At 33.8% G+C, this 12575-nt stretch carries 12 protein-coding genes; 3 read left to right on the top strand and 9 right to left on the bottom strand.

Annotation, left to right across the window (positions count from 1 at the left end; genetic code table 11):
* Positions 1–94: 94 nt before the first annotated feature.
* From VOI25_RS02480 to hemA, 9 genes are all read right to left on the bottom strand, one after another.
* The gene (locus VOI25_RS02480) at positions 95–568 is read right to left on the bottom strand and encodes a methylated-DNA--[protein]-cysteine S-methyltransferase (RefSeq protein WP_323787366.1); all 474 of its coding nucleotides are present in this window, start codon (positions 566–568) and stop codon (positions 95–97) included.
* Between the two features lie 2 nt (positions 569–570).
* The gene (locus VOI25_RS02475) at positions 571–1695 is read right to left on the bottom strand and encodes a hemolysin family protein (protein WP_323787365.1); all 1125 of its coding nucleotides are present in this window, start codon (positions 1693–1695) and stop codon (positions 571–573) included.
* 29 nt (positions 1696–1724) lie between these two features.
* Entirely contained in the window at positions 1725–2714 is a 990-nt protein-coding gene (gene hemB, locus VOI25_RS02470; protein ID WP_323787364.1) for a porphobilinogen synthase, read from the bottom strand.
* Positions 2715–2812: 98 nt separating this feature from the next.
* Positions 2813–3715 (bottom strand): oxygen-dependent coproporphyrinogen oxidase, encoded by a 903-nt coding sequence (gene hemF, locus VOI25_RS02465; protein WP_323787363.1) that lies wholly within the window; start codon positions 3713–3715, stop codon positions 2813–2815.
* On the bottom strand, positions 3705–4247 hold the full coding sequence (locus tag VOI25_RS02460) for a GNAT family protein (protein ID WP_323787362.1): 543 nt from the start codon (positions 4245–4247) through the stop codon (positions 3705–3707). Before VOI25_RS02460 ends, hemF begins: the two co-directional genes overlap by 11 nt.
* Positions 4244–5014, bottom strand: coding sequence for an EI24 domain-containing protein (locus VOI25_RS02455; protein WP_323787361.1), 771 nt, complete (start codon positions 5012–5014; stop codon positions 4244–4246). The genes VOI25_RS02460 and VOI25_RS02455 overlap by 4 nt, the downstream gene beginning before the upstream one ends.
* A gap of 151 nt (positions 5015–5165) precedes the next feature.
* Complete coding sequence (hemE, locus tag VOI25_RS02450; protein WP_323787360.1) at positions 5166–6191, bottom strand: uroporphyrinogen decarboxylase; 1026 nt, start codon at positions 6189–6191, stop codon at positions 5166–5168.
* 1 nt (position 6192) lies between these two features.
* On the bottom strand, positions 6193–7767 hold the full coding sequence (gene hemC / locus VOI25_RS02445) for a hydroxymethylbilane synthase (RefSeq protein ID WP_323787359.1): 1575 nt from the start codon (positions 7765–7767) through the stop codon (positions 6193–6195).
* Positions 7760–9022 (bottom strand): glutamyl-tRNA reductase, encoded by a 1263-nt coding sequence (hemA, locus tag VOI25_RS02440; RefSeq protein WP_323787358.1) that lies wholly within the window; start codon positions 9020–9022, stop codon positions 7760–7762. The genes hemC and hemA overlap by 8 nt, the downstream gene beginning before the upstream one ends.
* A gap of 169 nt (positions 9023–9191) precedes the next feature.
* Here hemA and VOI25_RS02435 point away from each other — a divergent pair, with 169 nt between their 5' ends.
* The 3 genes from VOI25_RS02435 (at position 9192) to VOI25_RS02425 (ending at position 12558) form a co-directional block, all read left to right on the top strand.
* Entirely contained in the window at positions 9192–10112 is a 921-nt protein-coding gene (locus tag VOI25_RS02435) for an AraC family transcriptional regulator (protein WP_323787357.1), read from the top strand.
* Between the two features lie 62 nt (positions 10113–10174).
* Positions 10175–11206, top strand: coding sequence for a ferrochelatase (hemH, locus tag VOI25_RS02430; RefSeq protein WP_323787356.1), 1032 nt, complete (start codon positions 10175–10177; stop codon positions 11204–11206).
* Positions 11206–12558, top strand: coding sequence for an MATE family efflux transporter (locus tag VOI25_RS02425; RefSeq protein WP_323787355.1), 1353 nt, complete (start codon positions 11206–11208; stop codon positions 12556–12558). The genes hemH and VOI25_RS02425 overlap by 1 nt, the downstream gene beginning before the upstream one ends.
* Positions 12559–12575 lie beyond the last annotated feature (17 nt).

The following is a 12575-nucleotide window of genomic DNA, read 5'->3' as shown; positions in this document are numbered from 1 at the left end:
TAAAAATATAGAAAATAGTCTATATTAGTGATTTATAGTTCTTAGTTTGTTTTTTGTTTGTAAAATCGTTCATTAAAAATAACAATTTTATACCTTAAAAAAGGCGTTGTTGTTTGTAAGGACTTTCATGTTCTAGCAACCATTGTTTTCTATATAATCCACCAGCATATCCAGTTAAACTACCATCACTTCCAATAACACGATGACATGGAATAATGATCCATAATGGATTTTTCCCATTAGCATTTGCCACAGCCCTAATCGCTTTTATGTCGCCAAGTTGTTTTGAAAGTTCTAAGTAGGAAAACGTTTTACCGTAAGGTATGGTTTCTAATTGTTTCCATACACTTTTCTGAAATGGGGTTCCTTGAGGGTTTAAGATGAGGTTGAATTCAGAACGAGTTCCTTCAAAATATTCTTTGAGCTGAATCACACAATCTTCAAGTTCTACCGGAATAATGTCTGTTTCTTTTTCTTCAGAATTTAATACAGTCACTTGAGCAATACCATGTTCGTCACCAACGATTTTGGTAAAACCTAAAGGTGAAGACATAATACAAGTTTCCATGATTATTCGTTTTCTTCGGAAGGTTCATCATTAATGATACCTAATTTTTTTGCTCTAGTTTCCCAACTTTTTCTTGCTAGATGTTGAAGATCTGACACATTATCACTTTCGTCCATGATTTCTAATCCTAAAAGTGTTTCGATGACATCTTCCATTGTAACTAATCCGCTAACCGAACCATATTCATCTACAACTAAAGCCATATGATTTCTGCTTTCAACTAACTTTTCAAAAAGTTTTGGTATTGGTAAATCTCTAGAAACAACAATAATATTTCGTTTCAATTCGGATAACTTTTTAGACCCATTATTTAAGGCCATTTCTTTAAAAACCTCACCTTTTAAAACAAGTCCTTTTATATTGTCCGGATCATCGGCATATAATGGGATTCTAGAATATCGAAGATTCATGTTTTTCATGAAAAAATCTTCAACAGTTGTTTTTTCATCTTCAGATTTCATAACGGTTCTTGGCGTCATCACATCCTTAGCAAACACCTCTTTAAAGGTTAGTAAATTTTTTATAATTTTACTTTCATTTTCTTGAAACACACCTTCTTCGTGAGCCATATCTGCCATTACTAAAAAGCCTTCTCTGCTCAGTACGCTACCATGACCTTTTCCACCAATAAGTTTTGTTGTGAGTTGTAAAAGCCATAGAATACCTGTCCATTTTAAAGGAAAAATTAAAACGTGTAATGCTTTAGTAGTGAAGTTAGCGAGTTGTTTCCAAAAGGTTGCTCCAATTGTTTTAGGTATAATTTCAGAAGCCACAAGAATTAAAATAGTCATAATTGTGGACACAACTCCTACCATTAAATCTTCAGTGAAATTAAAGCCCAAAATGCTTCTTTTAGTAGAACCGTAAAGTTCTAAATAAGCTACTTTTGCTTGCACACCAACTAAAATTGCTCCAACAGTATGAGCGATTGTATTTAAAGTTAGAATTGCTATTAGTGGACGATCAACATCTTTTTTAAGAACTTCTAAGTCGTCAGCATAAGCTTTTCCTTCGCTCTTTTTTAAATTAATAAATGTTGGAGTAACACTAAGAAGTACAGCTTCTAGTATCGAGCATAAAAAGGAAAAGAAAATGGATATGATAGCGTAAAATATCAGTAATCCCATAGATAGTTTTTAGTTTGATTAATGCGAATTTACGATAATAATTTCACAACATCCTTAGCAAAGTAACTCGCAATTACATCTGCTCCAGCACGTTTAATCGCAATAATTTGTTCTAGCATAACGGCATCGTGATCTAGCCATCCTTTTTCGGCAGCAGCTTTAAGCATGGCATATTCTCCTGAAACCTGATATACAGCAACGGGAACATCGACTTCATTTTTTATTTCTCGAACAATATCTAAGTAGCACAATCCTGGTTTTACCATGACAATATCTGCACCTTCATCAATATCCATTTCTGTTTCTTTAAGGGCTTCAAAACGATTGGAAAAATCCATTTGATAGGTTTTTTTATCCTTAGGAATGTCTTTTATATCTGCAGGAGCAGAATCTAAGGCATCTCGAAATGGACCATAAAAAGCAGAGGCGTATTTTGCAGAGTAACTCATAATACCAGTATCAGTATATCCATCATCTTCTAAGGCCTCACGAATGGAAAGAATTCGTCCATCCATCATGTCGCTTGGAGCGACAAAATCTGCTCCAGCTTCAGCATGCGATAAACTCATTTCAGCTAAAACATCGACTGTATCATCATTGATGATTTTTCCATCAGCTATAATACCATCATGACCATAAGACGAATATGGATCGAGTGCAACATCTGTCATGACCAACATGCCAGGACATACATTCTTAACGGTTTTAATAGCGCGTTGCATTAATCCGTTTGGATTTAAAGCTTCAGTGCCTTGGTTATCTTTTAGGTTATCTGGAACTTTCACAAATAACAATACTGATTTCAAACCTAATTTCCAGAGTTCCTTAACTTCATGTTCTAACAAGTCTAAACTGAAGCGATAGTAATTTGGCATCGAGGCAATTTCTTGTTTGATACCTTTACCTTCCACAACAAAAAGTGGAACTAAAAAATCGTTTGGTGTAATTATCGTTTCACGAACTAAGCTTCTAATAGCGTCGTTGGTTCTTAATCTTCGGTTTCTTCTTAATGGATACATAATTTATTTTTTATTTGATGTCATTCTGAAGGAGTGCAGCGACTGAAGAATCTCTATGCTATACTAAAAGATCCTTCGCTTTGCTCTGAATGACAAATTCAAACCCAATCCATTGGGTTTTTTAAAACATTTAGTAATTTTTCTTCGTCACTTCCTTCTTCTGGATGATGGTCGTAAACCCACTGCACATGAGGTGGTAAACTCATCAAAATGCTTTCTATTCTTCCGTTAGTTTTTAATCCGAAGAGTGTGCCTTTATCATGAACCAAATTAAATTCGACATAACGACCACGACGAATTTCTTGCCAATCACGTTGTTCTTTTGTGTATTTTAAATTTTTTCGTTTTTCAACTATCGGAACATAAGCATCAAGGAAACTATTACCAACTTCAGTAACAAAATCATACCAGTTTTTCATGCTCATATCTTCGGTTTTCTTGCAATAATCAAAGAATAAGCCACCAATTCCTCGACCTTCATTTCTGTGAGTATTGTAAAAATACTCATCACAACGCGCTTTATATTTTGGGTAGAATTCTAGGTTATGCTTGTCACAAGCCGTTTTACAGGTTTGATGAAAATGTTTCGCATCGTCTTCAAACAAGTAATAAGGCGTTAGATCTTGTCCACCACCAAACCATTGGTCAACGATATTACCATCTTGGTCATACATTTCAAAATAGCGCCAATTTGCATGAACAGTAGGAACCATTGGGTTTTTAGGATGCAATACAAGGCTTAATCCACAAGCAAAAAAGTCGGCATCTTTAACACCAAAATAGGTTTGCATACTTTCTGGGAGTTTTCCATGAACTCCAGATATATTGACACCACCTTTTTCAAATACATCTCCATTTTCTATCACGCGAGTTCTTCCACCACCACCTTCTGGACGCTTCCAAAGGTCTTCTTGAAACTTAGCTTTTCCATCAAGAGTTTCTAGTTTAGTTGCAATGGAATCTTGTAATTCGTGTATGTAATTGAAGAATTTATCTTTCATTTTTATATAATTCGTATAACTCCATATCTAAAGGTTGTTCTCCTGTTGGAGTAAATGCCTTTTCTATGGTGTTTTGCCATTCAAAGTTATTATTTATAGCGACTCTAATACTTGGTTGATTATCCTTGTGAACAATAATTTGAAATCGTTCTAATCCTAAAGTTTCAAAGGCATATACCGAAAGTTTTTCAACTGCTTTAGACATGATACCTTTTCCTGTACAATTATAATCTATAGCATAAGCAAATTCGCCTTGCCTTATGGTCCAATCAACCTTTTTGATAATAATGAGTCCGACAAGTTTTCGTGTTTCAGATTGCTTTAAAGTGAACACAAATAGTTCTTTATTTTGAAACGCTTTTACGCGATTTTCAACATAGATTTGGGATAATGTCGGATTCTGGTTTTGTTCTAATGTTTTTGGCAAGTATCGTTTTATACGATCAGTATTTGCAATTACAAAGTCGCAAATTTTCCATGCATCACCTTCATGAATGGGATTGATTTCGAAGCCATCAAATTGTGCAATCATGGTACTAAAATCTTATTTTCTAAAAAAAGGTCTTCATCTTTAAGAAGGTTAACTGTCTTCATTGTAGCCGCAGTCACACTAAATGGCAACACTAAAATAACACCTATAACAGGAATGAATAAAAACAACATAAAAACAATTCCGTTTCCAATTGCGATACCTTTATGTTTTTTTACAAACTGAACACTTTCACGATATTTTAAATGACGTTCTAAAGTATAATCTATATTTCCAAAACCAGCGTAATAGGCTTGAATAATGAACAACATAATCGTTGAAAATATGTTTACGACTGGAATAAATTTTAGTAGCAGTAGAGGCATTGAAATTAGTAGTTCCTTTCCAAGGTTTCTCATGTTTATTCTAATGCCTCGCCAAAGTTGTTCATTAAAGGTTGTATTTCTATGATTATGCCTCTCAATACCAGTTAAATAGACTTCAATTTTTTCTGAAACAGGACTCATAAAAGGCGCAGATAATGCCATTATAATATGCTTGTAAAGGATTAAACCAATGATTAAAATGACAAGACCACTAATAAAAGTAAAAATCCCTTGTACCCACGAAGTTACAGCCCAACTTGGCAATAAACTCATAATTAGGTCACTAATGTCATCAGAAAAGCCATAAGCTATAAGAAAAATAATTGTTGCTGTAATGACACTAATAGCAATTGGAATTAAAAAGTAGTTCCAGAGCTTTAGCTTTGAAATCAACGCTAAAGCACCTGAATATGCTTGTATACCTTTTAATATATTCTTAATCATAATTTTTCTTATGAAAGTAGAAATCTTTTAATTTAAAGAACTAAAATAATAATTGTAATTCAATTATGCGTTAGTGATGGAGCAATTGTTGGAGCTCATCTCTGATAGCGACTTGTGAGAGCACGACCTTTATGGTAACGCCCAACTTATTTTAAGCCTTATACTCTTTTACGGCATCTATAAATGCTTTTGCATTATCTAAAGGAATGTTTGGGAGAATTCCATGACCTAAATTTACAATATATCTATCTTTTCCAAATTCGTTAATCATTTGGTGCACCATTTTTTTAATTTCAGAAGGCGGAGAAAACAATCGTGTTGGATCAAAATTACCTTGTAGAGTAATATTTCCACCAGTTAAATATCTTGCGTTTCTTGCAGAACAAGTCCAATCAATTCCTAAAGCGGAAGCTCCAGATTTTGCCATGTCACCTAAGGCAAACCAACAGCCTTTTCCAAAGGCAATAACAGGAGCATCATCTTTTAAAGCATTAATAATTTGTTGAATATATTGCCATGAAAATTCTTGATAATCTACTGGAGATAACATGCCTCCCCAAGAATCGAATATCTGAACCGCATTACAACCCGCTTTTACTTTTTCTTTTAAATAGGCAATTGTGGTGTCTGTAATTTTCTGTAATAATTGGTGAGCAGCAATTGGATTTGTGAAACAAAATTCTTTTGCTTTATCAAAGTTTTTACTGCCTTGCCCTTGAACGCAATAACATAAAATCGTCCATGGTGAACCAGCAAAACCAATTAATGGAATTTCATCATTAAGCTTTTCTTTGGTTGCTTTAATGGCTTCGTACACATAATTTAATGCCACCTTTACGTCAGGAACTATGACATTATCGACGTCTTTTTGAGAACGAACAGGATGTGGCAAATAAGGCCCAAAATTAGGTTTCATTTGTACCTCAATATTCATCGCTTGAGGAATCACTAAAATATCACTAAATAGAATTGCTGCATCCATTCCATAACGACGAATTGGTTGTACAGTGATTTCACTTGCTAATTCTGGCGTTTGGCAACGTGTAAAGAAATCATACTTAGCTTTGATCTCCATAAATTCTGGAAGATAGCGACCAGCTTGGCGCATCATCCATACAGGTGGACGTTCAACAGTTTCTCCTTTTAATGCTCTTAAAAATAAATCGTTTTTTATCATCTTAAACGTAATGTTCGTTTACTAATTCTATAACACTTTCAACGGTTGGGATTTTTGCAATCCTAACATCATCAAAATGTTTACTGGCTTCTTTTGCTGTTGTTTCTCCTATGCAGAATGCAATAATATCATCGTCATTTTCTTGCTTGTAACTTTGTACAGTTGATGGACTATAAAACATCACACCTTTTATCGCGTCGTTAATTTTTACAGAATCATATTTAGTTTCATAGGCTATAACTTCATTAACCTCAATATTATTTTCGTTCAATATTGTTGGTAATTCATCTAAGCGAATAGCACTACAGAAATACGTAACTTCAGTTCCTTCGATGTATTCAACTAAATATTCAGCCAATGCTTTAGAACTATTTTCGATGTGTTTTACTTTACCAATTTTGCGTTCTACAAGTCGTTTGGTTTTTCTACCAACACAATAGATATTTTCAAACTGTAATTCCTGAGGGGCAAAATTCATTAGTAAAGCTTCAACTGCATTTTTGCTTGTAATGATGACATTTTTTGGTAAGGGTCGTAAGACCTTTGGAGCAATTCTATTTAAACTAATTTTTATAAAATCTGAACTTTCCGAAATCACATCGTCATGAAATAATTGCTTCTGATCATCGGTAAGGGTTTTGGTTGAATAAATATTAACATCTTGAGACGATTTTTTAAGATTGTCCATTAATCGTTTTCCGCCACGTTCGATAATATATTCAGCACAAAACTGAGCTAATTCATCATGTTTTTCTAAAGCTACAGTACGTTGAACTTCAATTTTTTTACTTCCATCAAGACTTAATAAAACACCTTGCATATGTACTTCTTCATCTTTTACAAATGCTAATGCACCAATTGGCGCAGAGCAACCGCCTTCTAATAGGTTTAAGAATTTACGTTCTATTGAAGTTGCGATTTCTGTGTCTTTGTGATTGATTTCGGCGCAAATGGCAAGTGTTTCTTCATCATTTTCAAGGGCAGAAATCATAACGGCACCTTGAGCTGGTGCAGGAATCATCCATTCTAGATTGAAACTTTCTTCAGGTCTGATATCAAGTCGACCCAATCCAGCAGCTGCGAAAACAGCACCATTCCAGTCATTATCTTCTAACTTTTGCAAACGAGAATTTACATTACCACGTAAACCAACAATGGTATGAGTTGGATAACGATTTAACCATTGCGCTCTTCGTCTTAAACTTCCTGTTGCTATTATTGCATCTCGCTGAGATAAAAACTCTTCATTCTTTTTAAAGACCAGGCAGTCTCTAACGTTTCCACGTTTAATCACGGCAGCTTGTACAATCCCTTTCGGAAGTAATGTTGGCACATCTTTTAAAGAGTGAACCGCAATATCAATGTCGCCATTTAGTAATGCAATATCTAATGTTTTAGTAAAAACACCAGTAATTCCCAATTCATAGATAGGCTTATCAAGCACGATATCTCCTGTTGATTTTACGGGAATTAATTGTGTTTTGTGGCCTAAATGTTCTAGTTGACTTTGTACGGTTTTAGCTTGCCATAGCGCAAGTTCGCTATCACGAGTTCCAATTCTTATAATTTTAGACATTGTCTGAGGTTGCTTCTAATTGAAACACTTTTTTTATGAGTTCAAGGCTATCATCTGTAGATACATCATTGCCTTTTAAATGATGCGCAAAGTGATTTGTTATTTTCTGTATGATATTATTACTAATAACTTCAGCTTGAGTTTCATTAAAGTCACTCATCTTTTTACGTTGCGTATCTAATTCTGCAGAAGCAAAATCGGTAAGCTTATGTTTTAATGCTTTTATAGTTGGTGCAAATTTTCGTGTTGCTAACCAGGCATTAAAATCAGATTTGATATCTTCAATAATAGCTTCGGCAACAGGAATGTGTTCTTTTCTTCGTTCTAAAGTTTCATCAGTAATTTGAGATAAATGATCTAAATGGACTAAAGTTACATTATCTAAATCGGTTACATTTTCATTAACGTTTTTCGGAATAGATAAATCGAGAATCAACAAAGGTTTTGTGGTTTGAATACAATGCTTATCAACTGTTGGATTTTGAGCACCAGTGGCCACGATTAAAATATCTGATGTATTAATTTCTTCTTGAAGATTCGCATAATCTTTCACCAAAAGGTTAAATTTTCCAGCTACAGCTTCAGCTTTGTCTTTTGTTCTATTGATTAAAGTGATGTGCTCGTTCTTAGTGTGTTTTACTAAATTCTCACAGGTGTTTCTTCCAATTTTCCCAGTTCCGAAGAGTAATATATTTTTTTCTGAAACCGTCTCAATTTCATTCATTATGTATTGTACCGAAGCAAACGAGACAGATGTGGCTCCTGAAGAAATTTCAGTTTCAGTCTTAATACGTTTAGACGCTTGAATAACAGCATTTACTAATCGTTCTAAAAATGGATTGAATAAGTCATATTTTTTAGACAATCTTGCACTAACTTTTAATTGACTTATAATTTCAAAATCACCAAGAATCTGACTATCTAATCCAGATCCTACTCTAAACATATGAGAAATAGCATCTCTATTCTTGTAAACGTAAGCTACTTTTTGAAATTCTTCAACAGTACCTTTGGTATTATCACAAAGCAATTGAATAAGTTGAAATGGATGTTCAGCAAATCCATAAATTTCAGTTCTATTGCAAGTAGAGGTAATAATTAAACTTTCGATTCCATTTTGCTTAGCTTGCTCTAATACAGCAATTTTAGAAGTTTCATCTAAACTAAAATGACCACGAATTTCAGCATCAGCTTTTTTATAGCTGAGACCAATTGCATAAAATGTTGTGCCTCTCGACCTATTGTAGTGCTCCATACCTGATTTGGAAATTACATGAACAAAAATAGAAAGCTTGTTAGATAAAAAACAACGCTAGAAGAACTTTTAGTATCGTTTGTGGTTTTTTAAAAGGATTTCTTATTAAAATATGATTATTGTCATACTTTTGCAGTGAAATCAACGCTTTAAAACAGTTTAGTTTAGAATGAATCTAAATAACAATAATAATAATCCTAATGTTTCAGCATCAAAAAATATCGCTAGAGGTTCTTTTGAAGAAACGAAATTAGACGAGGGGTTTTTCGTGCTAACCTATCAAAATAACACAAATGAAGTTCAAATTGTTGAACGTGAGATAAATAGTAGTTTCATTCAATTTCATTTTTGTATTAAAGGCTCAAGCGAATTTATCTTTAATAATGGTAATTATCGCTTAAAGATTGAAGAGGAAAATTCGCTATTATTATACAATCCACAACGAGATTTACCTATTCATTTAGAAGTACACTCGAAATCATGGTTAGTATCTGTACTGGTTTCCATAAAGAAATTCCATGGACTATTCTCTCAAGAGGCAGATTATATTACGTTTTTAAGTGATGATAATAAGGACAAGAAATATTATAAGGATGGAAAAATTTCGCCTTCTATGGCTATTGCATTGAATCAAATTATTAATTACAATTTAAATAGTTCAATAAAGAGCCTCTATTTTAAAGGAAAAGGATTAGAAGTATTGAGTTTGTATTTTAATAGAAGCGAAGATGCAGATGTTGAGCAATGTCCATTTTTAGTTGATGAAACCAATGTGATTAAAATACGAAAAGCAAAGGATATTATTATTTCTAGAATGTCAGAACCACCAACATTACAAGAGCTTTCAGAAGAAATAGGACTAAGTTTGAAAAAGTTAAAAGAAGGGTTTAAGCAGATTTATGGTGACTCTGTATTTAGTTTCCTCTTTGATTATAAAATGGAAGTTGCAAGAAAATTATTAGAAGCAGGAAATCACAATGTAAATGAAGTCGGACTTAAAGTAGGCTACAGTACATCGAGTCATTTTATTTCGGCTTTTAAAAAGAAATATGGAACGACACCAAAGAAGTATTTGATGTCGTTGAGTTAACTGCGTTTAAAAAATACTATCGTATTTTTGCAAAAGAAAATTGCTAAAAGAAAAACAAATACATGAAAGGAGTTTTACTCGTAAATTTAGGTTCTCCAGATTCTCCAGAACCGAAAGACGTCAAAAAATATTTAGGTGAGTTTTTAATGGATGAACGCGTTATTGACGTGCCGCTTTGGGCTAGAACATTGCTCGTAAAAGGGATTATCTTAAACACGCGTCCGAAAGCTTCAGCAGCAGCCTATAAAAAAATATGGTGGAAAGAAGGTTCGCCTTTGATTGTATTATCAGAAAGATTACAAGAAAAGATTCAGAATCAAGTTGACTTTCCTGTGGCTTTAGCCATGCGATACGGAAGTATGACCATTAAAAAAGGCATTCAAGAATTAGTTGACAAAGGTGTTGATGAAGTGTTTTTAATACCGCTTTATCCTCAATTTGCAATGGCCACTACTGAAACCATTTTGGTGTTAGCAGAAAGCATAAGAAAAGAACATTTTCCTGATATTACCATTCAAGATTTAAAAGCGTTTTATAACAACGCCAAATACATTAAAGTCTTATCAAATTCTATCGCGAAACATCTAGAAGGTAAAGACTACGAGCATTTATTATTCTCATATCATGGTGTTCCAGAACGTCACATTAGAAAAAGTGATATCACAAAATCACATTGTAAAATTGATGGCAGTTGTTGTGCAACACCATCTCCTGCTCACGAATTTTGTTACAGACATCAATGTAAAGAAGTGACACGTTTGGTCGCAGAGACTTTGAATTTTGAAGAAGGCACGTATTCAACATCTTTCCAATCTCGTTTAGGATTCGATCCATGGTTACAACCGTATACAGATAGAACAATCGAGAGATTAGGAAAAGATGGCATCAAAAAAATGGCTATTGTCACACCAGCATTTGTTAGTGATTGTTTAGAAACACTTGAAGAAATAGCGATGGAAGGTGAAGAAATTTTCCACGAAATGGGAGGAAAGGAGTTTACAACAGTGCCCTGTTTAAATGATGACCAAGAATTTGTTGATCTCTTATCTGACTGGATCAATGAATGGGCAAAATCTGAAACCATTATTGCATAATGGCTAAAACGGCTTCAAAAGATTTAGGAACTCAGCCAATTAGTAAATTACTTATTAAACAAGCAGTTCCAGCATCAATTGGAATCTTAGTCATGTCGCTCAACATTTTAGTAGATACTATTTTTGTTGGACAATGGATTGGTTCAATAGCAATTGCGGCTATTAATGTTGTGCTTCCTGTCTCTTTTTTTATTGCCGCTTTAGGTATGAGTATTGGTATTGGAGGATCTTCTATTATTTCTCGTGCATTAGGTGCTAATAATGTGACTAAAGCGTTACAAACTTTTGGTAATCAAATCACCCTAACACTTTTATTTACAGTCTTATTAATTATTCCTGGACTCCTATTTGTAGATGATATTATTCCTGTGTTTGGAGGTAAAGGTGCCATTTTCGAACCTGCTAAAATCTATTATACGATTGTGTTATACGGAATTCCTTTCCTAGCACTTTGTATGATGGGTAATACCGTTATACGAGCTGAAGGAAAACCAAAATTTGCTATGTATGCGATGATGATTCCATCGGTTGGGAATTTGGTTCTAGATTATGTATTTATTAAGGTGATGGATTTAGGCATGGCTGGAGCAGCTTGGGCTTCAACAGCATCGTATCTACTTTGTTTTTTGTTTATTCTCTGGTATTTTATGTCTAAAAATTCAGATTTAAAACTAAATAAGTGCCAGTTTAGATTGAAACTGCCCATTGTAAAAGAAATAGGATCTTTAGGATTTGTAACATTATCAAGACAAGCGATTGTGAGTATTACCTACTTGTTTATGAATAATATTTTATACGATTTAGGTGGTGAAACTTCAGTTACAGCATATGCCATTGTTGGACGAATGCTCATGTTTGCCTTATTTCCAGTTTTTGGAATCACACAAGGATTTTTACCAATTGCCGGATTTAATTATGGAGCGAACCAATATGAACGTGTTAAACAAGCCATCGCAACTGCTTTAAAGTTCGCAACAGTCTTAGGCACTTTGGTGTTTATTATGTTGATGATTTTTCCGGAAGAAATCACAAGATTATTTACAACAGATGCTGAAGTTATAAAAGAAACACCTTCTGCTATGCGTTGGGTTTTTGCAGCCACACCAATTATAGCTATTCAGCTTATTGGAGCTGCATATTTTCAAGCTGTTGGAAAAGCAATTCCTGCATTATTATTAACATTAACTCGTCAAGGGTTCTTTTTTATTCCATTGATTTTTATTTTACCAAAGTTTTTTGGCGAACTTGGTGTTTGGATGTCCTTTCCAATTTCAGATGTTTTATCTACTGCTGTTACAGCAATATTTTTGAATCGTGAAGTCAAGTTAAAATTAAACAAGTCGACTGCATAACATTTTTTTATGCTTAT

This window comes from Psychroserpens sp. (genome assembly GCF_034670085.1).
Classification (GTDB): domain Bacteria; phylum Bacteroidota; class Bacteroidia; order Flavobacteriales; family Flavobacteriaceae; genus Psychroserpens.
The sequence above is the reverse complement of the archived record's forward strand: the minus strand, read 5'-3'. Positions and strand labels throughout refer to the sequence as shown.

Excerpts from the sequence above, each read along its gene's own strand:
- VOI25_RS02480 (WP_323787366.1), bottom strand. The coding sequence starts at position 568 with ATGGAAACTTGTATTATGTCTTCACCTTTAGGTTTTACCAAAATCGTT.
- VOI25_RS02475 (WP_323787365.1), bottom strand. The coding sequence starts at position 1,695 with ATGGGATTACTGATATTTTACGCTATCATATCCATTTTCTTTTCCTTT.
- hemB (WP_323787364.1), bottom strand. The coding sequence starts at position 2,714 with ATGTATCCATTAAGAAGAAACCGAAGATTAAGAACCAACGACGCTATT.
- hemF (WP_323787363.1), bottom strand. The coding sequence starts at position 3,715 with ATGAAAGATAAATTCTTCAATTACATACACGAATTACAAGATTCCATT.
- VOI25_RS02460 (WP_323787362.1), bottom strand. The coding sequence starts at position 4,247 with ATGATTGCACAATTTGATGGCTTCGAAATCAATCCCATTCATGAAGGT.
- VOI25_RS02455 (WP_323787361.1), bottom strand. The coding sequence starts at position 5,014 with ATGATTAAGAATATATTAAAAGGTATACAAGCATATTCAGGTGCTTTA.
- hemE (WP_323787360.1), bottom strand. The coding sequence starts at position 6,191 with ATGATAAAAAACGATTTATTTTTAAGAGCATTAAAAGGAGAAACTGTT.
- hemC (WP_323787359.1), bottom strand. The coding sequence starts at position 7,767 with ATGTCTAAAATTATAAGAATTGGAACTCGTGATAGCGAACTTGCGCTA.
- hemA (WP_323787358.1), bottom strand. The coding sequence starts at position 9,022 with ATGGAGCACTACAATAGGTCGAGAGGCACAACATTTTATGCAATTGGT.
- VOI25_RS02435 (WP_323787357.1), top strand. The coding sequence starts at position 9,192 with ATGAATCTAAATAACAATAATAATAATCCTAATGTTTCAGCATCAAAA.
- hemH (WP_323787356.1), top strand. The coding sequence starts at position 10,175 with ATGAAAGGAGTTTTACTCGTAAATTTAGGTTCTCCAGATTCTCCAGAA.
- VOI25_RS02425 (WP_323787355.1), top strand. The coding sequence starts at position 11,206 with ATGGCTAAAACGGCTTCAAAAGATTTAGGAACTCAGCCAATTAGTAAA.